Annotated in this window: 22 protein-coding genes and 2 pseudogenes; 15 read left to right on the forward strand and 9 right to left on the reverse strand. The window is 52.3% G+C overall.

From position 1 onward, the window contains the following. Positions 1-230: 230 nt before the first annotated feature. The 7 genes and pseudogenes from JMJ16_RS34195 to JMJ16_RS34225 all read left to right on the forward strand — a co-directional run bounded on the left by JMJ16_RS34195 (position 231) and on the right by JMJ16_RS34225 (position 5,445). Positions 231-527 (forward strand): transposase, encoded by a 297-nt coding sequence (locus tag JMJ16_RS34195; protein ID WP_201388861.1) that lies wholly within the window; start codon positions 231-233, stop codon positions 525-527. After that, positions 524-757, forward strand: a complete 234-nt coding sequence (locus JMJ16_RS34200; protein ID WP_201388862.1) for an IS3 family transposase — start codon at positions 524-526, stop codon at positions 755-757. Before JMJ16_RS34195 ends, JMJ16_RS34200 begins: the two co-directional genes overlap by 4 nt. A gap of 12 nt (positions 758-769) precedes the next feature. Next, the gene (locus JMJ16_RS34205; RefSeq protein WP_255553261.1) at positions 770-1,381 is read left to right on the forward strand and encodes an IS3 family transposase; all 612 of its coding nucleotides are present in this window, start codon (positions 770-772) and stop codon (positions 1,379-1,381) included. A gap of 174 nt (positions 1,382-1,555) precedes the next feature. Then, entirely contained in the window at positions 1,556-2,011 is a 456-nt protein-coding gene (locus tag JMJ16_RS34210) for a ClbS/DfsB family four-helix bundle protein (protein ID WP_201388864.1), read from the forward strand. Between the two features lie 203 nt (positions 2,012-2,214). After that, on the forward strand, positions 2,215-2,934 hold the full coding sequence (locus JMJ16_RS34215) for a hypothetical protein (protein ID WP_236601811.1): 720 nt from the start codon (positions 2,215-2,217) through the stop codon (positions 2,932-2,934). A 306-nt stretch (positions 2,935-3,240) separates the two neighbouring features. Next, complete coding sequence (locus JMJ16_RS34220; protein ID WP_201388865.1) at positions 3,241-4,041, forward strand: class I SAM-dependent methyltransferase; 801 nt, start codon at positions 3,241-3,243, stop codon at positions 4,039-4,041. 694 nt (positions 4,042-4,735) lie between these two features. Beyond that, a pseudogene (locus tag JMJ16_RS34225) lies at positions 4,736-5,445 on the forward strand (IS6 family transposase). Positions 5,446-5,634: 189 nt separating this feature from the next. Here JMJ16_RS34225 and JMJ16_RS34230 read toward each other — a convergent pair. The 3 genes and pseudogenes from JMJ16_RS34230 to JMJ16_RS34240 all read right to left on the reverse strand — a co-directional run. Continuing rightward, positions 5,635-6,297 (reverse strand): annotated as a pseudogene (locus JMJ16_RS34230) (IS6 family transposase); the annotation flags it as partial. Between the two features lie 389 nt (positions 6,298-6,686). After that, positions 6,687-7,232 (reverse strand): hypothetical protein, encoded by a 546-nt coding sequence (locus JMJ16_RS34235; protein WP_201388866.1) that lies wholly within the window; start codon positions 7,230-7,232, stop codon positions 6,687-6,689. Positions 7,233-7,422: 190 nt separating this feature from the next. After that, a complete protein-coding gene (locus JMJ16_RS34240) occupies positions 7,423-8,217 on the reverse strand; it encodes an SDR family NAD(P)-dependent oxidoreductase (protein ID WP_201388867.1) in 795 nt (264 codons plus the stop codon). 218 nt (positions 8,218-8,435) lie between these two features. On the opposite strand from JMJ16_RS34240, the gene JMJ16_RS34245 reads away from it, so the two are divergent. Beyond that, positions 8,436-9,038 (forward strand): TetR/AcrR family transcriptional regulator, encoded by a 603-nt coding sequence (locus JMJ16_RS34245; protein ID WP_201388868.1) that lies wholly within the window; start codon positions 8,436-8,438, stop codon positions 9,036-9,038. 139 nt (positions 9,039-9,177) lie between these two features. Here JMJ16_RS34245 and JMJ16_RS34250 read toward each other — a convergent pair whose 3' ends face one another. Together JMJ16_RS34250 and JMJ16_RS34255 are read right to left on the reverse strand one after the other, a co-directional pair. Then, positions 9,178-9,369, reverse strand: a complete 192-nt coding sequence (locus JMJ16_RS34250) for an IS3 family transposase (protein ID WP_255553275.1) — start codon at positions 9,367-9,369, stop codon at positions 9,178-9,180. Positions 9,370-9,674: 305 nt separating this feature from the next. Next, positions 9,675-10,394: a helix-turn-helix domain-containing protein gene (locus JMJ16_RS34255; protein ID WP_201388872.1), complete on the reverse strand. Its 720-nt coding sequence runs from the start codon at positions 10,392-10,394 to the stop codon at positions 9,675-9,677. A gap of 332 nt (positions 10,395-10,726) precedes the next feature. On the opposite strand from JMJ16_RS34255, the gene JMJ16_RS34260 reads away from it, so the two are divergent. From JMJ16_RS34260 to JMJ16_RS34270, 3 genes are all read left to right on the forward strand, one after another. After that, positions 10,727-12,709: a serine hydrolase gene (locus tag JMJ16_RS34260; protein WP_201388874.1), complete on the forward strand. Its 1,983-nt coding sequence runs from the start codon at positions 10,727-10,729 to the stop codon at positions 12,707-12,709. Between the two features lie 290 nt (positions 12,710-12,999). Continuing rightward, positions 13,000-13,218 (forward strand): hypothetical protein, encoded by a 219-nt coding sequence (locus JMJ16_RS34265; protein ID WP_201388876.1) that lies wholly within the window; start codon positions 13,000-13,002, stop codon positions 13,216-13,218. A gap of 117 nt (positions 13,219-13,335) precedes the next feature. After that, a complete protein-coding gene (locus JMJ16_RS34270) occupies positions 13,336-14,562 on the forward strand; it encodes a CynX/NimT family MFS transporter (RefSeq protein ID WP_201388878.1) in 1,227 nt (408 codons plus the stop codon). A gap of 221 nt (positions 14,563-14,783) precedes the next feature. Here the strand turns inward: JMJ16_RS34270 and JMJ16_RS34275 are convergent, their stop codons facing one another. After that, on the reverse strand, positions 14,784-16,043 hold the full coding sequence (locus tag JMJ16_RS34275) for an RNA polymerase sigma factor (RefSeq protein WP_201388880.1): 1,260 nt from the start codon (positions 16,041-16,043) through the stop codon (positions 14,784-14,786). A gap of 16 nt (positions 16,044-16,059) precedes the next feature. After that, a complete protein-coding gene (locus tag JMJ16_RS34280) occupies positions 16,060-16,410 on the reverse strand; it encodes a YciI family protein (RefSeq protein WP_201388882.1) in 351 nt (116 codons plus the stop codon). Between the two features lie 495 nt (positions 16,411-16,905). Here JMJ16_RS34280 and JMJ16_RS34285 point away from each other — a divergent pair, with 495 nt between their 5' ends. From JMJ16_RS34285 to JMJ16_RS34295, 3 genes are all read left to right on the forward strand, one after another. Continuing rightward, entirely contained in the window at positions 16,906-17,457 is a 552-nt protein-coding gene (locus JMJ16_RS34285; protein WP_201388884.1) for a DinB family protein, read from the forward strand. A 249-nt stretch (positions 17,458-17,706) separates the two neighbouring features. After that, complete coding sequence (locus tag JMJ16_RS34290; RefSeq protein WP_201388886.1) at positions 17,707-19,629, forward strand: hypothetical protein; 1,923 nt, start codon at positions 17,707-17,709, stop codon at positions 19,627-19,629. Positions 19,630-19,955: 326 nt separating this feature from the next. After that, entirely contained in the window at positions 19,956-20,165 is a 210-nt protein-coding gene (locus JMJ16_RS34295) for a hypothetical protein (protein WP_201388888.1), read from the forward strand. 186 nt (positions 20,166-20,351) lie between these two features. Here JMJ16_RS34295 and JMJ16_RS34300 read toward each other — a convergent pair whose 3' ends face one another. Together JMJ16_RS34300 and JMJ16_RS34305 are read right to left on the reverse strand one after the other, a co-directional pair. Continuing rightward, on the reverse strand, positions 20,352-20,810 hold the full coding sequence (locus tag JMJ16_RS34300) for a hypothetical protein (protein WP_201388890.1): 459 nt from the start codon (positions 20,808-20,810) through the stop codon (positions 20,352-20,354). Between the two features lie 99 nt (positions 20,811-20,909). Further along, positions 20,910-21,371 (reverse strand): MarR family winged helix-turn-helix transcriptional regulator, encoded by a 462-nt coding sequence (locus tag JMJ16_RS34305; protein WP_201388892.1) that lies wholly within the window; start codon positions 21,369-21,371, stop codon positions 20,910-20,912. A gap of 62 nt (positions 21,372-21,433) precedes the next feature. Between JMJ16_RS34305 and JMJ16_RS34310 the strand changes: the two genes are divergently transcribed. Beyond that, entirely contained in the window at positions 21,434-22,099 is a 666-nt protein-coding gene (locus JMJ16_RS34310; protein WP_201388894.1) for an ankyrin repeat domain-containing protein, read from the forward strand. The last annotated feature ends 55 nt before the right edge of the window (positions 22,100-22,154 follow it).

Consider the following 22,154-nt stretch of genomic DNA (forward strand, 5'->3'; position numbering starts at 1 on the left):
AGACACATGGATGGTCGTGTGGCCGTCCAGGGAGCGACACAGCCCAACTGGCGGTGGAGATCAACGGTGCTCAGTTCGAACAGCTTGCGTTGGTGCAGGTTCTTCAGCCCTACCTCGTGCTTCCATCTGATTGCGTGCGCGTGTTCGCTTCCTCCTCATGGTGATCCTGCCCCGGAATTGTGGAAGGAGGGAAGCTTCGGATAGACTCTTTCCAAAGGAGGGAAAGGATCATGCAGAAGGTGCAAAAGACCTATACAGCCGAATTTAAGCGTGAGGCGGTGCGGCTGGCCCAAACCAGTGGCAAGCCGATCGCGCAGGTGGCCCGTGAGCTGGGCATTTCAGACACCTCGATCCACCAATGGCGCAAGGAACTGGCGGCTCTTGGTGGCGAAGCGTTTCCGGGGAGCGGCCATCAAACAGCCCAGGAGGAAGAAGTGCGTCGTCTCAAACGGGAGTTGGAGATCGTCAAGCAGGAACGCGACATCTTAAAAAAGGCAGTCGGCATCTTTTCGCGCGAAAGGCAGTGAGATATCAGTTCATTGCTGACCACCGGCACGAGTATGCGATTGTGCTGATGTGCCGAGTGCTCGATGTCTCGGTCAGCGGGTATGACGCCTGGTGTAAACACCTACCGAGCGAGCACAGCCGGAAAGATGCCGAACTCGCCGACCAAGTAAAAATCGTTTTCCAAACCTATCGCGGTGTCTATGGCAGCCCGCGAGTTCATGCTGAACTGCAAGCACAAGGGATCAAGTGAGCGCGCAAGCGAGTGGCTCGGTTGATGCGCGAACAGGAGTTGTTCGTGAAACGCCCCCGCCATCGCACGGTCACGACTCACAGCGATCCTGAGGCCCGCGTAGCACCGAATCTGCTCCAGCGGGATTTCAGTGCCGAACAGCCCAATACGAAATGGGTGGCTGACACCACCTCTATCTGGACAGCAGAGGGCTGGCTGTACCTGGCCGTGGTCTTAGACCTGTTCTCGCGCATGGTTGTGGGCTGGTCCATGGCCGCGATTCAAGATACCACGCTGGTCGTCCAGGCGCTTGAGATGGCGATCACTCGGCGCCGTCCGCCATCCGGCTTGCTTCACCATTCGGACCGCGGCAGTACCTACACGAGTGAGAGGTATCAGGCAATGTTAGTTCAAGGAGGCATGATCGTCAGCATGAGTCGAACGGCTGACTGCTACGACAATGCTGCGATAGAAAGCTTCTTCCACAGCTTGAAAGGAGAAGGTCTCGACGGACAGGCATTTCAGACACGAGCACAAGCTAGGAGTGTGACCTTTGATGACATCGAAACGTTTTCCAATCGAATTCGGAGGCATTCCACACTCCAGTATATGAGTCCCCTCATGTACGAACAATCGATGAGCTAACCCTCCTCTTTGGGGACTCCACTTTTTCGGGTAAAGATCACCTCCTACCGCAGAATTTTTACGCAATTACCTTGAAAAGTATCAGGAGAAAGTATTTGTCGTAAAAAACAAGGCTGATCGTGAGCGCCTGCTTGAGCAGCTCGCAAAAAGATAACGCATACGAGAGAAGAAGAGATGTCATCAGAGAATCAGCAATTCAGTCGTCAAGATCTCTTAGCAGATCTTGAGAAGGGCTGGAAGCATTACCTTTCACGGTTGCAAGAGCTATCAGAGGAAGAACAAGCTCGCTATGTACAGGAACAAGGCTTTTCTCGCATCCAGGATGTGCTGGTGCATATCTTTGTATGGTGGGAGCGCTCCATGCAAAGATCACTTATGATCCTGGATGGTCACTCCCTTCCACATACAGACGTGGACGCATTCAATGCCGAAATGGTTGAACAGTATCAGCAATGGACTCGCCAGTCCGTTGAGGAAAAGTTTGCCATAACGTTGACCACCCTTGAGCGTTTTCTCATAGATCTACCAGAAACCGCACTTGAGCACGAGCGAATTCAACTCTGGTTGCGTATCGACGCACACGACCACTATGAGGATCACCGTCTACCCAACGAACTGGCATTAGATTAGCCTGTTTTTCTCACGGCTCGCCTCGAATTTCAGGTAGTTTTGAAGAATTGTGCTCTCAAACACCCGGCTTTTGTGCGATTGGACATCAGTCGGTACTCGCTTTGGCCAAAATGCTCGATTTTAATCTCAAGTATTTTGGCCGAGTGGGGAATACAATCCATTTTACGCCCTAAAATTTGAGCGAATCGTGAGCAGGAAGCAAAATGATTTATAACTTGCAGCAAGAACATGTATTGCCTGGACTTTGTTTCAACGAAACGTATTATGCTAAATTGAAGCGAGATGATGAGGACAGAAAGGTGGTTCAAACAGATTGGACGGTTTTACTCTTAGGCGGATTGTCAGGAGTAGGCAAAACAACGGTTGCAGAACAAATAGGACGTCAGCTTGGCATTTCCTGGCTCCAGCTGGATGATTTTCGTTTAGCTTTGCAATGGGGTCTCGCTTCTCTTTTGCCAGAGCATCACATCGAAACACTGAACTTCTTTAATGATCCTACTGTCTGGCAATCGGCTCCAGAACATCTTTGCAAAGGTTTAATTACCATGGGCGAAAGCATGGCGCCCTCTCTTGAAATCGTCGTAAACAATCACGTTGATACTGCTGCTCCCACGGTGGTTGAAGGAGATGGCATTCTCCCTTCCTTGTTTGCTCAACCATCATTTCAACGTCACCGAACAACAGAGCGAGTACGGGCAGTGTTTCTCGTAGAACCGGAAGAAGAACGTATTTTAGCCAATATCATAGGACGACAACGAGGTACACAAAACCAATCTGAGGCAGAATTACGAACAGAGGCACGAACCAAATGGCTGTATGGACAATGGCTCACTAAAGAAGCTCAACAGTATGATTTGCCTGTACTTCCCCCGCGCCCTTGGTCGACGCTTTTTGAGCGTCTATTGTTGGCTTTCGCTCTTTAAATTTTTCATCCCCATGGCAATCTGTAGTTTGGCCCATAAAATGGCTCATACGCAGGTTTGCTGATTCTAGCTCATTAAGAGCTGACGTGAAAAAGATGTCTTCGCTTCTGGAGTCAATCAGTATGTGATTAACCGAAGAGATTGTCTCCACTATCAGCGAACCTACGTATGAGCCGATATATGCGTCAAAATCTTGTATTCCGTTCATAAATCCGGTACGCTTGTCACAAACGATCCTTCGCTAGATATAAGAAGGAGTTGACGTTTCTCAGAATACTTGGGTATTGACAGGAGGTGAAAGGCAAGATGACACAAGACAAAACATACCTACGAACTACATTCGACCAAGATGCCTTGTTATATGATCAGGCTCGGCCAGGCTATCCTAAAGCCCTTTTTGACGATATCGTGACGCTCTCAGCCCTCCCGCCTGATGGGCGTCTCCTCGAAATTGGGTGCGGAACAGGGCAGGCAACACTTCCTCTGGCACAGCGGGGTTACCACATACTCAGCATTGAGCTTGGGGCCAATCTGGCTGCTCTTGCCCGCCGTAATCTGGCGGCGTATCCTCTCGTCAGCATACACACAGAGGCGTTTGAAGCCTGGCAATTGGAAGAGGAAGCGTTTGATCTCGCATTTTCCGCGACCGCTTTTCATTGGATCGACCCCGCCATCTCCTATCAGAAAACAGCACAAGCCCTCAAGCCTTCTGGAGCCATCGCCTTGTTTTGGCATATGCATGTCCAGAGTGAGGCTTCTCAGGGCTTTTTTGAGGAGGTGCAGCAGATCTATCGACGACAGGCACCTGAACAGGAGGAGAAATATGGTCCATTACTGTGGCCCCATGAGGTCCAAGAACCAGTTAAGGCAGAAATGGAGCAGATGGGTCTCTTTCGTGACGTGGTAGTACGTCGATATCACTGGGATGTCACCTACGATGCAGCCAGCTATCTTCGCTTGCTGGACACCTATTCCAACCACAGGGTGTTAGAGAAGCACCGACACGACCGTCTCTTTCACGATATCGCTGATTTGATCAATACTCGCTATCATGGGTGCGTCACCAAAGGATATCTTGCCATCCTGTACGTGGCGCATCGGAAATGACAAAGGGATCTCCAAAGACCGGAAACGATCTCTTCTGGAATCAAACGAAAAGTATCAAGTATTCTGAGAAACGTTAGGAGGACCAGATGAAACCATCCGAGTTTGAACAATGGTGCCATCGCCTTCAGCTTTCTGATCCGACCTGCTCATTCATTGAAAAACTCCGACTTTCTCCTCCTGTGCGACGGGTCCAAGGCAGAGCCATGAATGTCAGCGGGGCATATACATCCCGCAAAATGGGGGTGACGATTCAATTTGAAAGTCACAAAGTGGAGTTATGGGCTATCTACCTCATGGAATATGATGCCCAGGTTTTCGAGTATTTTGATCAAGCAGCCACGCTCACTCTTGAGTATGAGAGTCTTTCTGGGCGAAAAGTGGTTGCGCAACACACTCCCGATTTTTTTGTGCTCCGAGCAGGGATCTGTCAGAACTCAGAACACAGTCAGAGAATGGATGAAAGGTTTCCCCACTTTTCCTCTAAAACAGCGCTCATATACTTGTGTTTTCCCCACCTGCTGCTCGTTTTGCAAGAGGCATTCCCCACTTTCTGGGGACATTTCTCGCCGTGTCCTGAGTTCTGACAGATCCGCCACGCAGCAGTCGATAACGCCCTATGAGAAAGAGGGCTGTGTTGCAAAGATAAAGCTGATCTGTTAGGATGAATCTCAAAGAAGACGAACGAGGATCATGTATGGCAGCGCAGCACCCTTTCAAATGGCGCCACTTTGAAACCGAGATCATCCTTTTATGCATCCGCTGGTATTTGAGATACGCCTTAAGCTACCGCGACCTGGAGGAAATGATGGCAGAACGCAGACTCTCGGTAGACCACACCACGATCTATCGTTGGGTGCAACGCTACGCTCCTGAACTGGAGAAGCGCTGTCGGCCGCATCTCAAGGCCACCACTGACTCCTGGAGGGTCGATGAGACCTACGTGAAAGTCAATGGGGTCTGGATGTACCTGTATCGAGCGGTGGATTCCCAGGGAAACACACTAGAATTCCATCTGAGCGTCACTCGCGATGCCCAGGCCCCAAGGGCTTTTTTACAAAAGCCCTTGGGGCCTCTCACACGATGACTCCGCGCGTGGTCACGGTTGATAAAAACGCGGCATATCCCAAAGCCCTCACAGAGTTGAAAATAGCAGGGGGTTTTCCAGCAGCGTGTGAACTGCGACAGAACAAGTATCTCAATAATCTGGTTGAACAAGACCATCGCTTTATCAAACGACTGGCTAAACCAGGACTGGGCTTCTTTTCCTTTGAGACGGCCTGGCGAACATTACGTGGCTATGAAATCATGAACATGCTCAGGAAAGGACAAATACAAGGAGTCAAGAAAGGAGATGGCCCGAGACAGGCAGCGTTCGTCGCAGAACTGTTTGGAGTCGCCATCTAAACGCCGCGAAAGAGTGATGACGCTTCGTTCTTCATGTTCCTCACCGTGTTTTTGCAACACAGCCTGATTCAGAGGCTGCTGGAGGGCAAAGAGCCATTGGAGATGCTGAAGGGGTAATGAATTTGGGCTCTGTTGCAAAAAAGCTCCGAGGAACACGAGGAATATGAAGGTTTCCAGCTGCTCAGCTTGGGCGGCTACTCCAAAGAGGGAGGAGATGAATGCAATCTGACCGATAATATTTGCTTTTTCTCTCCCATCTATCTGTCCCTTGCGAATCATGTTCATGATCTCAACCCCTTGCAACGTTCACTCAGCCGTCTCGAACGAAAAGAAACCTAATCTGGGTTTGCCACGTCGTTTGATAAAGCGATGATCTTGTTCAATGAGGTTGTTGAGATATTTGCTCTGCCGCAGTTCATAACCTTCTGGAAGAAGCTTCTCCCCTTGCAGTTCCTTGAAAGCCTTTGGATATGCCATGTTTTTGTCAACCGTGATGACGCGAGGAACCACGATGTGGAGAGCACCCAGTGCTTTCGCGAAAAAGCGCTTTGCAGCAGGGGCATCGCGTGTCGGGCTCAAGAGAAACTCCAGCGTGTTCCCCTCGGAATCGACCGCCCGGTAGAGAGACATCCATGTTCCTTTGATCTTGACGGAGGTTTCATCCATGCTCCAGGAGTCAGTGGCGGCTTTGAGATGAGGTCGACAACGCTTTTCGAGTTCTGGAGCGTAGTGCTGCACCCAGCGGTAGATGGTCGTATGGTCCACCTGCAGTCCCCGTTCCCGCATCAGTTCTTCCAGGTCGCGAGAACTCAGCGAGTAGCGCAAGTACCAACGGACACACAGCAGAATGATGCTCGCTTGGAAGTGGCGCTATTTGAACGGGGGCGTATTGCCCATGAAGGAAGTTCCTCTCTTGGCAGAATAACCTCAAATATAAAGGCCTGACTTCATTTTTGCAACACAACCCAGCGACGGCTATTAGTAATTTACGCAGTAATTTACGCACACCCGTTGAACGGAGATATTTTTCGAGAATGGCATCATTTCCCCAATGTACACTGTATATGCAAAGAGAGAAGAAACAATGTGAAGAACGTCTTGTTTTCAGAGCGGATTGACTCACTTGAAGAGAGGACCTCAGTTGTCTGAGGACGGAGGTCCTCCAGCACCTATTCGAGGTGCTGCCGCTTTAGTATTCCCTCAGGTCATCTGGGAGTACGTTCCTTCTTTTTTCTCTCTGGCTAGTTGTTGGCGCGTGCTGCCCGTGCAATGCTTTCTGCGAAGAGTGGCGTTTCGCGGGAATTGTGACCCGCAAGACCCGTCTGGATGGTTTGCGCGATCTGCTCAAACGTGATGCCGAGTTCTTTTATGGAGTCCAGAAATGCCTCCGTGGGGTGTGCAGTAATGGTGTTGGTATATTTACTGTGCCCGTCTCCTATCTCCTTCATGCTGATTTCCCAGATCACCAGTACTCGGCTGCGTCCTTCGGGGGTAATGACATCGGACAGCGACCTCACCTTACAGTGCAGCTTTTCTGTGATCTCGCCCACAAAATGCTGGATAAGAAGGTAGTTATCGACTATTTCGACATTGATCGATACAGGGCGTCCATCATCGGTTGTGGTGGAACCAGCCGTGATATGCTCTGAAGGCGCACAGCGTTGATATTCTCCCTCGGAAAGAGTGAAAAGCCACCTGGAGATATCGACTTTCTCGATGGGAACGGCAAGCACATGGCTAACGGTTGACTGACCTAGAATGAGGTCTGTCCGAATGGTATCTAACATATTCTCTTTCCTTTTCGTTGGTGTGAATAACGACCAAACAGAAATGTAATGGAACTCTCAGAAAGATGTTGTCCACCTCTCTGAACGACTGAAATGAGACATGTCATAATGAACTACCGTTGTTTTCCCAACCATATGTTCATCGACCGCTCTTTGACTCTCTACCGATGAGAGTGAACTTCGGCTTCCACTAAAGCGTGGTCAGTCCCAAGGTTTTCAGAATCTGGCTATCACGCATGCGATCGGGAAAAAGGCGCAACAAGTCGAGCCGCCTGGCCATGCGCCCAACAGGATAGCGTGTTTTTGGCCGATGTGCTGTCAGGGCGTGCGTAATGGCAGCGACGACAACATCGGGGGAATCTCTATATGCGCCAGGGAAAGCTTTACGGAACGCTGCCAGCGCGGATGCGTAAAGTTGCTGTTGTTGGTCGGACCACTGCTGTGCCGCGTGTTGGGTGCTGACCGTCGCTTTCTCAAAAATAGCCGTCTGGATGGCCATTGGCTCCATGATAGCAACGTCTATTCCCCAGGGGTGCAGTTCGAGACGCAGTGCATCGGTCAGAGATTCCTGCGCGGCGTTCGATGCTGAGAGAACGCCAACGAAAGGGAGCGCGATGCGCCCACTCATGGCTCCCATATTGGCAATGCGCCCACGCGCGAGCCTGAGCAACGGCAAAAACGCCTGGATGACAGCAATGCGTCCGATCACCTGGACTTCAAATTCGTGGCGGATAGTCTCAAGAGGAAGCAATTCAATCGGACCTTCAACAATCAGACCGGCACTATTGACCAGCCCAACGAGTCCTGTGCTCTCAACCGCCTCGCTTACGGTTTTAACTGCCTCGGCAATGGAGTCCGGATCAGTGACGTCGAGCAAGACGGGGGTGATGCGAGCAGAGATCTCGCGTTGCAGTTTTTCTCCATCAGAGGGCCTTCGCACGCCAGCAAAGACCTGCATCGAGATGGCGAGCAGTCGCTGTGCCAATGCCCCCTGTGGCTCCCGTAATCAAAATGCTTCCTCTGCTTGCTTGTGAGGGTGTTGCCATACGAATGGTGTTCCTTTCCCAATCAATAGAACAGCTTGTCCTTCTATACTGTATCTGTTACAATAAACGATACGTATCGTATTTTTATGGATCACCAAAATTATATACGATACGTATCGTGTAGTCAAGATGTGGACAGCAAAGAGGAGAAGAAAAGATGGGTGAGCAGGAGTCCCCCGCCCAGGGCCGCCGACGAAGCAATCAGGCGCACCAGGCGATTTTGCAAGCGACGCGTGAGGTGCTCTCTCAGGTCGGCTATCGTGACATGACGATTGAAGCCATTGCAGCGGTGGCAGGAGTAGGGAAAAAGACCATTTATCGCTGGTGGCCTTCGAAAGCTGCCGTGGCTCTTGAGGTGCTGACCACCTCTGCGGAAGCGCGCGAGCCTTTTCCAGATACCGGTTCTCTTGAGGGAGATTTACTGACCTATTTTGAGCAGGCTTTTGCTGGCTTGCAAGGAAAAACAGGCACTGTGTTGAGCGGGCTGTCGGCTGAGGCGCAGTTAGACCCGGAATTTGCGCGGGAATTTCAGCAGGCGTTCATTGTGCCAATGAAAGCGAGTCTGGTTGCCCTCTTACAACGCGGCTTGCAACGAGGTGAACTGACTCCTGATACCAATCTGGACGTCTTGGCAGACTTGATTTATGGAGCCAAATGGTACCGCTTTCTCTTGTATCCGGCTCCCCTGGATGATGCATTTGCCAGAGACATCGTGAGATTGATCTTGCGCTTGAAAGAGAAAAGTCCTGTGGCTGAGTAGCTGCTCTGCACTGGAGAAAATGTAGATCCCAGAATTCGATGAGATAATTTCTTGATAATTATCGAAATCCGTCTTTGAAGACCCCTGTGGAGTGTTCAGCAGTGGAAGCTGAACAAGTGAAAAAATGTTGATGGGATCGTCAAGGATCCTCCTGAGAATCTTTCTGTGCTTGCGTCTCGTAAGCCAACGGGCCCAGGTAGCCAAGCGAGGAGTGACGACGAACTCGATTGTAAAACACCTCCAGGTAGGCGAAGAGCACAGATCGTGCTGCTAGTCGGGTCGGAAAGGTCATGCGATAGACACATTCTTCCTGGAAGTGTTGCAAAAAAATTAAAGCTCAGCAAATTGAAGTACACATGGCCATCGTTTACCACTCAAAGAAGTAGAACATGCGCGTTTTCTCTAGAATAATGATTCTCGTGTCGCAATTGCTTGCTCTGTTGTCTCCGCTCATCATTTTTTGCAACACTACCTGTTTTTCTGCCTGTTGCCCCCTCATCACAAGATCTTGGCATGGAACGGCTAGCAAATCTCGACCAGACACGCTACACTGGTATCTGAATTACCTGCGTTATGGTGAGAACGAGAAAGAGGTTCATGTATTTTGAGTGAAGTCAAAGAAAACGCGACGCCTCATCACGGGGCTGAGCCTGCTTCGTGAGAGAAGATGGCCAACGTAATTTTCTCACTCACATTGCCCACCAAGGGCAATTTGTAATATCTCCCTCTCCAAGCCATGACCATCCCAACTCCCCAGCCCACTATTGCTCCACTATTGAGGACGAGGGCGCAAAGGACAGCGAGCACAATGATGAAATCCAAGGGCGTTGCCTGCTCCCGCGGGGCTGGCTGGGAGAGGAGATGTGTCTGGACAGGCATGAAATGCAGTGTCGTTCCGGAGAGAGCAGAGACAATCCCTATAAAAGCGATATTGCACAGAGTGACAATTCCAAACAGAAGCAGTGATTGCAGGCTATGAAAGCGAACGAAGCGATCTTTTCGAGCGAAGAGGAGTATGAGTAGACCAGACCACCAGAATGCGCTATAGCTGAAGATTGCCAGAATTCGTGAAGCGCGCGCGAGGGTTTCGCGTTGCTCTTCACGAGAAGTAACCGTTGCTGGTTCGGGTGTGGACGGGTGGGGGGGCAGCGTCTCATCTTCTCTGAGCAAGCCTAAATCGTGAACCTCTTTACCAAAGAGGAGGGAGAGTTTCTCTTGGTAATAGGGAGAAGGTGATGAGTATCCGCGTTCCCATCGACTGACATTACCCGCATCAGTCCCGATCTGTTCGGCCACTCGTGCCTGGGACCATCCACGCTGCTTTCGCGCCTCTTTCAAGCGATCATTGGGTTTCATTGTTCTCCTTCGCCCTGAAGCTGTTCAAGTGCTCACAAATATCTCCATCGCCTGCACCGGGGCAAGAGTATGGCCCAAATACTGCTCACCTGGGCATTCCCTTTTGTGAACTGGTTGCCTAGCAAATGCTCAGCCTTCTCCATTGTACCATAGGGCTGTCGCCAGGTATGCTTGCGTTGGAAACCGAATCGAAAGGCATGCTGGCCTTGATCATCGTATTCCACCGTGAGATCTGGCGTTTCTGCACGCTCCCAGGTCGCCTTTGCGTATTTCTCGTCTTTCGGTTTTCAAAACCGTGTTTACCACCTTATCTTTAGAAGGAGTTTTCGTGTATGTGGTTTTGTCACCCTCATCAGGGGTTGGCGCGACATATGAGTTTTCTGGTGCGCTCCCTTGTTGTGTTGAGTCTATGGTTTGGCTTTTTGCTGGCGTGTGTGTCGCCAACGGAGGCGCAGACAGTGGAACGTTCATCTCCTCCCACCTCATTGGGAGATCCACAGGAGCTAGAGACATTTTTGAACGGTGTTATGACGAGGCAATTGGCTGACAATCACATCCCTGGCGCCACGATCTCGATTATCAAGGATGGCCGCATCCTCCTGGACAAAGGGTACGGGTATGCAGATATCCAGCAGGGGCAAAAGGTCCAGGCCGACAGGACCGTGTTTCGCCTGGGCTCGGTCAGTAAGCTGTTCACGTGGACAGCGATCATGCAATTGGTTGAGGAAGGGAAGGTCGATCTGCATGCAGATGTCAACGTCTACCTCAAAACATTTCGTATTCCCGCTACCTATCCTCAACCAATTACGATTGAGAATCTGCTGACGCATACAGCTGGATTTGAAGATGGCACGATTGGGCAGTTAGTCCCCCAGATACAGGACCTGGAGCCCCTGGGGGCATGGCTTCCCAAACATATCCCGGCGCGCATCTTCTCTCCTGGAGTGGTCACCGCCTATTCCGATTATGGAGCGGCATTGGCAGGCTATATCGTTGAGCAGGTCTCAGGAATGTCTTTTGAGCGCTACATCGAACAGCATCTCTTCCAACCGCTAGGCATGCGCCAGAGCACCTTTCGCCAGCCGTTGCCTGATGCCCTTTCGGGCCAGCTTTCCCACGGCTATACCTACAGTAACGGAGCCTACCACACAGGTTCTTTTGAGGACATTGAAACCGTTCCAGCTGGAGCCCTCAGTTCAACAGCGACCGATATGGCTCACTTTATGATCGCACAGTTACAGTTGGGGGGCTTTGGCCACACCCGTATCTTGCAGGAATCGACCGCGCGAGGGATGCAACAGCAGCATTTTACCAATGACTCCCGGCTTCCTGGGATGACGTATGGCTTCTATGAACAACAAATTGATGGACATCACCTCATTGGACATTCTGGTGACACGACGTTGTTTTATTCGCTGTTGATGCTCCTGCCAGCGCCTCATGTGGGTCTCTTCGTCGCTTTCAACAGTCATGGTGGAAGCATGGCTTCCCAAAACCTGTTACAAGCCTTCATGGATCACTATTATCCGGCCCCTCAGACAACCTCGACCACGCCACCGGCTGGTTTTTCTGAACGTGCTCGCCAGATTGAGGGGACCTATTGGTCAACTCGCCGCAACGAAACGTCCTATCAAAAGGTGGGATACGATTTGCTTTCCCCAGTCACGGTGAGTGCTTCTGGTAGTGGGCATCTTGTTATCAAGGGGGTAGGCAGCCAGGATATCAATCTGGTAGAAGTCCAGCCGTGGATCTTCCAACGGACCGATGGGTTCTCTGATACGGTCATTTTCCAAAGCTCGGGCACTGAGATGAACATGTTTATCGGAAATCGTCCCTACCAAGCCTATCAGAAAAGAGTCTGGGCTGAAACACCTGCTTTTCATGTGGGACTCCTGTTGCTCTGCCTGGTCCTTTTCTTGGGAGTGGACCTTTCGGCGCTTGCCTATCTCCTGCGGGCGATCAGGAGGAAGGCACGTTTGAAGCCTAAGGTTGGAGCATTCCGATCCGAGCTTCCCAGGTGGTTGGGATGGACTGTGAGCACACTTAATGTGATTGTTTTGATCGGGTTGTTCCTGCTCTTTTCCAGCAACGATCCCTATGCAGTACAGTTCGCTATGTCACCTGCCCTTGTCGTTGTCATGATGCTGGCTAGCGTTTCTGCTCTGCTCACCTTGGGGGTGGTTTTCTATAGCTTCCTGGTGTGGAGGATGCCCTCCTGGAACCGATGGCAGCGTCTCTTCTTTGTATTCCAGGCTCTCGCTGGGGTTGTTTTTAGCATGGATCTGACCTTCTGGCATCTGTTGTGGCTGCCCTGATGATTGAAACCCTGGTCAACCGACCTGCCTAGCTCATTTCCTCTCCAAGGTCTACGACCAGCCAACAAAAGGCAGGGGACTTGGAGGCTTTGCAAACCTCTGCCTCATTTTAAGGTATCATGCCTCCCATTGGAGGGAAAGCCACGGCTCAGGGAATGGATGCTGGTGGTACTCTCCATTGGATGAGAGATTGAGGAGGCGCGGTCGTCTGAGCACGGCCGTACCTGGGTAGCCGAGTGTCTGCTTCGGGAGCTTATAGACTGACGCTCTGTGCTGAGCGTGATTGTGTGATGCGTACGCCGCTCCTCGCTTTCACCACTGTCTCTATCTGGACGACACAGCGCTGGCTCATCGAGTTCGCACGCTATCCAACCTCAGTAAATCGGCAGACTGCCCTTACCGGCTCGCGGGCGCTGGAATATCATCGTACTGACATGGTGCTTACCGATGCTACTGTCTCTCGAAAGAGCACACTGGAGATTGATGGTGCGTTTGTCTCTGCGTTTTGAGCCCGATACATCCAGGTTGAACGTGATATATTTGGTGTGCATGGCGCTCACTCCTTTCAGGAAAGGAGTCACGGCCTCTGAGAAGAGGAATCGCCTCCTCTAGATACGGAGAAATTGATGGACAAGAAGCGAGAGAAAGACCACGCAAAGAGATCCCCCTGGCTCCACGTACGAACGCTTGGCCTGATTGTACTCGTTGGTATCAATCTGCGCACGGTGCTTCTGGCGGTCCCACCCATCGTACCATTACTCAGTCATGATTTCCAGCTCACCTATACCCAGACGGGTCTGCTGACTTCGCTGCCGACACTCGTCATGGGAGTCGTCTCATTGCCAATAGGATTGCTTATCGGAAGGTGGGGAGGGCGCATCATGGTCGCGTTTGGCCTCCTGCTGGTCGCACTCGGTGCTAGCTTGCGTGCCCTTTGGCCTGCCGTCCTTCCACTCTATTTCTTTACAGCGCTCCTTAGCCTGGGAAGTGCCTGTTCACAGACAGCGATCCCCGCGCTGATCCGCCAATGGTTCTCGACCCAGATTGGCCTGGCTACCGCGCTCTACAGCGACGGGCTGGTCATCGGCGAGACAGTGGGGGCGATGCTCACCATCCCGGTGATGCTCAACTGGTTTGGCCGTGACGCGTGGACCAGCACCTTTGTGTTCTGGAGCATCCCCGTCATGATCGCCCTCGTCCTCTGGCTGTGGCTGGCTCCGGCAAATACTGTCAACCAGAGGAGTTGGACCTTGAAACAGGCAGGGTCCACCCCTCATAGGTCGTCCCGTCGATTCGTTCCCGTTAATCCCTGGACGCTTGGCTTGTTCGTTGGGGGCGCACAGCTCATCTACTTTGGGACGAATGCGTGGATCGCTTCCTACAATCAGGCGGTCCATGCTCCAGCCCTCACGTGGCTTGCACTTGGTATATTAAATGCAGCACAGCTCCCTGCCAGTTTGTTTGCGACCCTGTTTGCGCACAAACTGGTGGGACGGAAACTCCCTTTCATTATCTGCGCGTCGCTTTGCCTGATCGCGCTGGTGTGCTGGATATGGACACCAGTCGTTCTCGAGCCTCTCTGGGCTGCGGTCATTGGAGGCACAACCATCCTCCTCTACATACTGGCCATTGCTTTACCTGCGCTCCTGGCGAAACAGGAGGAAGTCGCGCAGTGGACGGGTACCATGCTGACAGTAGGCTACCTCTTCTCGTTTCTTGGCCCATTCATCGGAGGCTGGCTCTGGGATATAGTTCATATTCCGGCGATTGTGTTTCTCCCGTTGGTTCTTGCATCAGGAGTCGTCCTCGTGCTCGGTGTGCTCTTGCCTATACAGCGACCTCCCACCGCATAGGGCCTCTCACCGAGTTGGAGGTGAAAGTCGTGAACTGCGGGTTTCATGAATGAAACCGGGAATTGTTGATGAGGTTTTCCACCGAAAGTGCGCAAGACCCTCAAAATCGTTGCAGATTTTGCGTTATTTACCACCTGAGTATAAGTCACGCAGAATACACAAAAAGGAAGCAGAGCGGAAAATCAAAGTAAATGATGCTGCTGGCTTGCTCTCTTCACCATTTAAGAGAGTTCCGCGAGGCGGCGTTGAAGAAAAGAGCGTTCGATCTCGTTTTGGCAAAGCTTGAGCGCTTGGATGTATGCTTCAAGGGCTTGCTGGGGTCGGCCAGCTCGCCGTAGTAGATCGGCGCGTGCGGCGTGGAAGGGGTGATAGTTGGAGAGAGCTTTTTGCATTTCTGGCCTGTCAAGTAGTGATAGCCCGTGTAAGGGATTGTCCGCCATCGCCACAGCGACAACGCGGTTGAGTTCGATTACAGGAGATGGGGTCATGCGCATCAGTGTGCCGTAGAGAGCCGCAATCTGCATCCAATCGGTCTCCTCGAAACGTTTGGCCTCAACGTGTAAGGCGCTTATAGCGGCCTGTACCTGGTAGGGGCCCGAGCGTCGCATATGCAATGCTTGTTCCAGGAGAGCCTGCCCTTCTTGAATTTTGTCCTGGTTCCACAGAGAGCGATCCTGTTCTTCGAGCAGGACAAGTTCTTGCTCTGGTCCCAGGCGCGCGTTACGCCGGGCGTCATGTAAAAGCATGAGTGCTAGCAGGCCTAATGCTTCTGGGAGCGTGTCAAGCAGGGATTCTTGTGTTAGGAGCTGGAGGAGGACTCGCGCAAGATGTATCGCTTCATCACAGAGTTCAGTGCGTAGCAACATATTGCCGCTGCTGACGCTGTAGCCTTCATTGAAGATGAGGTAAAGGACGGAGAACACCGCGTCCATACGCTCTCCAATGGTCTCAATCGGGGGTACCTGGTAGGGGATACCGGCATCCCTGATTTTGCGTTTGGCACGTACCAGGCGCTGGGCCATAGTTGGGAGCGGAACCAGGAAAGCGCTTGCGATCTCAGCGGTGGAGAGACCACCGAGCGTTTGCAGCGTGAGTGCGACCTGTGCTTCCAGTGCCAGCGCTGGGTGGCAGCAGGTAAATATCAGCTTGAGCCGCTCATCGGGGATTGCCTCGGCTTCTCTTGCTCCAGTTCCGTGTTGCCCTTCCTTTTGAAGTAGCTCTTGCAGGATCTCGTGCTTGCGTGCCAACGTACTGGCACGGCGCAAACGATCGATGGCTTTGCGCCGCGCGGTCGTTGTGATCCAGGCACCCGGATTGGGCGGAATACCTTCTATGGGCCAGCGCTCAAGCGCGATGAGCAGGGCATCCTGGAGGGCATCCTCGGCTAGCTCGAAGTCCCGTAGGGTGCTAATTAAGCTGGCAAGGATACGATCTGCCTCCTGGTAAAAGGTATGGGCGACCATCCGGTGTGCTGGCAGCATTTATGCTCTCACTTTACTACTCAAATTCCATGATGGGGCGAATCTCAATAGAGCCATCCGTAGCGGCAGGGACCTTGGCCGCAAACTCAATGGCCTCGTCAAGATCCTTGCAGTTTAGCAGGTAGAACCCACCAAGCTGCTCTTTGGTCTCGGCAAAGGGGCCATCAGTGTGCAGAGTTTTGCCGCCTCGTACCCGTACCGTGGTCGCGGTATTGGTAGGGAGAAGAGCCTCACTGCTGACAAGCACGCCCTGCTGTTCGGCTTCTTTGCCAAAGGCCATATAGGCTTCATATTCTTCGTTCAATTCTTCCTGGCTAAATTTTGCATGGTCGGCCTCATTTTGGTAGATCAAGAGTAGATAACGCATGTTTCCTCCTATGTATTGTTGTTCCTAGTTATAGTTCGAGGACGATTCGTGTTGTCCTTCAACAGAGCAACGAATGGGAGGCGACGAAATCGACATTTTTAGCAACAGATTGCACTAAATTTCTGCAAACTGATTTTTTTGTTTTTCCCTGGTCCTCGCAAAAAAACACCCGATGCGCAACGAGTGTGACCAGTAACCAATCGGCATAGAAATGTGCCTCCTTGTAGAGGAAATAGACAACGGTTCTCAACAAGGAGGTAAGCATGACCAGTATCACCGATGGTTCGGTAACAATCCAGATGAGGTCGGAGCCAAACTTCTCGATCCCGTGCTGGTGTTCCTGTGGGACGCTTCGTCATATGATGCTTGAAAAGGAGTGCGCACTCGAATTGGGCAAAAACGCCACACTAGAAGATAAAACCGTTAATATTAGGGTCGATCTTGACCGCTTTTGGTGGTAATCTGTCGAAAAAGAAGCAGAAAGGAACATAGGTTATGGCTGAACAACCGATGGAGACGACATTGCGCACCGCTTTGTGGCGACAGTTTGGCGCAGCCATCGATATGCTTGAAAACGCCTTGGTGGCCTGCCCCGATACGCTCTGGCAGGAGCATCTCTGGATCGACTCTGAGGGACCGGAATATGGGACATTCTGGGATATCACCTACCACACACTCTCCTGGCTCGACCTGTATCTCACAGGCTGCTCAGTAGAAGAATTCACTCCCCCTGCGCCCTTCAAGAAGAGCTCTGATGATGCCATTCCCAAACAGCCCTATACCAGGGATGAACTACACACCTATCTGAAGCATCTGCGTAAGAAGTGTCAGTCAACGATCACCGAGTTGTCAGACGAGAAAGTACACCAGCCATTCCGTTTTCCCTGGGACAGTGAAAATCCGATCAGCTATTTAGAGCTCCTGTTGTACGCCATGCGTCACGTCCAGGAACATGCGGCCCATCTGAGCCTCTTTCTCGGACAGCATGGCATTTCAGACGAGGCGCTCGACTGGGTCTCGCAAGCGAAGGATGAAGCGGGCATCTGAGGCGTGCGAGACGCAAGCAGGTATAGTGATGGGGGTGCGCATTCCCAAACACGTGTCTTCCAGAGTGACGTTTTCTGGGAATGGATTGCTGACAGTATGCCAGAGGAAAGCAAGATAGAAGAAGTTTTTTTCTTTGCAAGGTGGTAGTGTACCCCCTTAGTAACATCCAATCTGGCAAGGGCGTCGCACTAATGCACACACGTCGCTTGGGAACGCTTGTCGAGGCGTGAAACTGTTCATGGAATGGAGATGATGAAAGAACGTTCCCATTCCTACTGGGGCAACTGGCAAACCAACTTTATGCTGCGTGGCAGCTTTGAAGTCCCTACTACCTGGGACCCTTCGCTGCCGGTGGCGCTCTCTCTGCCCCTGGGCGATGCTGGCGATTATTTTCCTCACCCGGAGGCGCTGCTCTACATTGATGGCACAGCCTACGCTGCCTGCGACCGCAATCACCAGGAAATTCTTCTGTCTGACATTTATTGCTCTGGCCACTCCCACTCCCTGGCCCTCCACGGCTGGACGGGCCTGGGCTACGGTACGGGTCAGCCCTCAACGCAGCTCTATATGCGCCCCTGTGAGGTGGTCCAGATTGATCAACCAACACGCGATTTTATCTCGACGGCTCGCGTCGCTCTGGGTTCAGCGGAGGTTCTGTCAGAAAGCTCTCCCGCCCGTGCGAAAATCTTGCATGCGCTCAATGAGGCTTTTATCGCGCTCGATACGTATGAGCCTGGCAGCCCTTCTTTCTATGCCAGCACTACGCAAGCCCATGCGCTTCTACGCTCCGCCCTGGCTCAGGCCGGCCCCCCTCTGGCGGTGGATATTACTGCCACCGGCCACGCCCATATCGATGTGGCCTGGCTCTGGACACTTGGGCAGGCCCGCCGCAAAGCTGACCGCACATTCCACACGGTCGCCCGCCTGATGGAGCAGTTTCCTGACTATCACTTTACGCAAAGCCAGCCCCAGCTCTATGACTATATTCGCCGCGATCATCCCGCGCTGTTCGAGACAATTAAGCAGCGCGTCTCTGAGGGCCGTTGGGAGCCTATTGGAGGTATGTGGGTGGAGGCAGATTGCAATCTGAGCGGATCCGAAGCGCTGGCTCGCCAATTCTTGCTGGGCCGCGCGTTCTTTACCAAATACTTTGGGGCGGAGGCGGAATCTCCTGTGCTCTGGCTGCCCGATGTCTTTGGCTACAGCTGGGCGCTGCCGCAGTTGATCAAACAGGCCGGGCTGGAATATTTCTTTACGACTAAAATCGGTTGGAATCAATATAACCGCCATCCCTATGAAAGCTTCTGGTGGCAGGGCATCGATGGCACACGCGTTCTCACACACTTTAGTACAACTGAGGAGCCAGGCAAGAAGAACAGCACGTACAATGCCCTGGCCACACCTTCGCACATCCTGGGGACATGGCTGAATGCGCAGCAAAAGGATGCTGCGCAAGGCGAAGCTCCCGTTCCCCTGCTGATGGCCTTCAGCTATGGTGATGGCGGCGGCCCAACGCGTGAGATGCTGGAAAATATCCGCGAGCTGGACTCATTTCCCGCTATGCCTCACGTCCAGCAAAATAGTGTGAAACATTTCTTTGAGACACTGGAAGAAACGTCTGGCCCAACGTTGCCGATCTGGAATGGCGAGCTCTATCTCGAATACCATCGCGGAACCTACACGACTCAGGGTCGCAATAAACGCGCTAATCGCAAAAGTGAGTTTCTGCTCCATGATGCGGAATTCCTGGCGACGCTGGCCCATCTGCTGGATCTCACCTATGCCTATCCCGCCTCAACGTTGCATTCTGCCTGGGAACTGCTCTGTCTCAATCAGTTCCACGATATTATCCCCGGCAGTAGCATTCACGAGGTTTATACAGAGTCACAGGAACAATATGCGACCCTGAAAGAGCTGGGTTCTCAGGTCTGCGAAGAGGCTCTGGAAGCTATTGCGCGCCAACGGGATGCCGCTCTTCTGGTTGTCAATCCGACGTCCTTTGCGCGCCATGACCTGGCTTTTTGGCCTTCTTCCCTTGAAGCTGGCCACTATCTCTATGATCCCCTGTCAAGTAGGAGCAAAAAACCAAGAGATCTTGATTTACCAATCTCACCAAACACAAAACTTTCCCGACCACAGCGCGAACGGTGTGGTAAACTTCCAGGCGCTTGATGAGCAAGCACAGAGAACTCAATAGGCGTCTACTTGGGCTGGCTCAACCCAAGGATTGCGCAACGAGATGCAGGAATTGATGGGTCAAATAGCCCGTTTTCATCGGAGGAAACAATCACCTTCGGCCAGGTTCCCCTCATGAGGCACAGCCATCTCTGTCTGAGCGAAATCTTTGCTCAGAATCACGTAAGTCGCAGTAGCAAGCGCTGTCCGGGTCGCAACATAACACCGCTAGTTTCTTGTAACCCCGACTATTCTGAGTACAATGGTACATGTGCATTCTCGCATTCGCTTTTGTTTTTTAGGGATAAGGAGAGAGAAGAGGAGTGGATCCACTAAACAACTTGAACGCCTTTGCAGTATCGATCTTGCCCGTAGTCTTGGTGATCATGTTGGTTATGTTGGCATTTAATCAGCTCAACAAAGGCTGGTGGAAGTGCAGCGCCCCAGGATGCGACTTCCGAACAAGAAACGAAGAGGAAGCGCTTGGACACCAGGCAAAACACGCGCAGCACAAGGCGGTATTTGAAGACTAACGAGACGAAAAGGCCCTCGCTCGCGGGTTGGGCTCACCAACAACAAAAGCATCGTGGCTTGGCCAAGTCACGATGCTTTTTCTCCTTGCAAGAGAACAATTGAGTAGGCAATTGCCAATGCATCTCATGTCCTAAATTCTTCCATGCCAGCGCGTCCATCGTTGTATATCGATGAAAAGGAAGCAGTCAGGGATGTATAACGACCCAACCCAACCATATCAGACCCCACCACCTCCACCTTACAGGCCACCAATGACGCCACCACGTCCTCCAACGCCAAACTTTTGCGCCTTGGGCCTGGTATCGCCGCCAGAGCAAGAAGGCACAAGGCTGCATCGCGACACTGACCATACTCATAGCCGTGATGCTCTGTTGCACATGCGCGATGGCAAATGCCCATCCGCCATCGGGGAATTCGCTTGCGGTACAGTCGACTAGCGCGCCCGCGGGGAAGATGCGATACACACCAACAGGTCCAATGAGTCCAACTCCGACTCCTACACCGTCGCCCAAACCCTCGCCAACTCCAACGCCCAGGCCTACACCAACACCTATGCCGCCTACGCCCTTCTCCTCGAAAACGGACCATCTCCCCCGACAGGCGTTTGATCTGGGGAAGGGGAGAAGTGCGCTTTTTTCAGGCAAAGAAACACCTCGGCGCGTTTCTCCCTCTTAACAAAGAAAAACATCGGTAAGGTTTGGATGTGCTGACCCCTGTAATATCAATGCTTTACAGAGGAGATGTTATTCCTCGCTTGCCCCGCGCAACATGCGCTCCATTGAGGCAATGGCCTGCTCAATTGTTTCTTGTTCGGCGGGCGTGAGTTGCGCGAGCAGATTCCCCAGTTGGACACTTCGTCGGAGCTGTCCCTCACGCAAGACCTGCATGCCCTTTGGTGTGGCCATCAGATGAATAGTGCGTCGATCACGCGTGTCTGTCTGGCGTTCAACCAATCCCTCCGATACCAGAGCTGCAACGATCCTACTGATGGTTGGCACCGCGACCTGTTCCGCTTCGGCTAGATCGCTGATGGTACAGGGTCCGCCAAAACCGACGACCGAGAGCGCTGAGAGGCGCGCTGGACTTAACCCTGTCAGCGGATCTTCCTGACGGACGCGCCGGAGCAGGTGAATCGCCACAGAATGAAGGCGGTTAGCGATGTCAATCGCGTTGTTCTCAGGGGGCTTTGACTGTTGATCCATCATGTGCTATTCTACCATAAGAAATTAGTTAGCGTTGCTAAGTGTTTTTGCAAAAAGGATACGTAATGTCTCTCTCTCAAGATCTTTTCACAGTTATCAGAACGGGCGATAGTGTGCAGCTCACCACCCTTCTCGCGGAACAGCCCGCGCTGGTAAATGTCCGGTCGCCGCAAGGAATATCTGCTGTGCTCTGGGCACATTATACAGGCCAAACGGACCTGCTGCCAACGCTGTTAGCCGCCAATCCGCAGCTTGATATTCATGATATGGCAGCGATGGGTGACCTTAGTCGCTTGCGCGCCCTGTTGGCCGATAATCCTTCGCTGGCGCGGGCGTATTCACGTGATGGTTTTACGGCTTTGCACTATGTGGCCTTTTTTAATGGTAGCACCGATCTGGCATCCTCTTTGCTGGAGGCAGGAGCAGAGGTTGATGCCGTTGCTCGTAATGAGCAGCAAGTCACGCCGCTCCACAGTGCTGCCGCACATCGCCACAATGCCGTCATTCAATTGCTCCTCGCTCATGGAGCCAATGTCAACGCCCGTCAGGAGAATGGTGAGACCCCACTTATGGAGGTCGCCCAAAATGGCGACACCGCGCTGGTGGGCGATTTGCTGGCGCGCGGAGCTGATCCTATGCTGAGCACAGACGATGGGCGAACTGCGGCGAATTTCGCGGCAACCGCTGGCCACGCTGATCTAGCAGCAACACTGCGTGGCAAGATGGCGTAATATCTCTCGAGGGCATTCGCCTGAAAATAGGCCTCTAATGCTGAGATAAAGCTCC

It is taken from the genome of Ktedonobacter sp. SOSP1-52 (assembly GCF_016587395.1).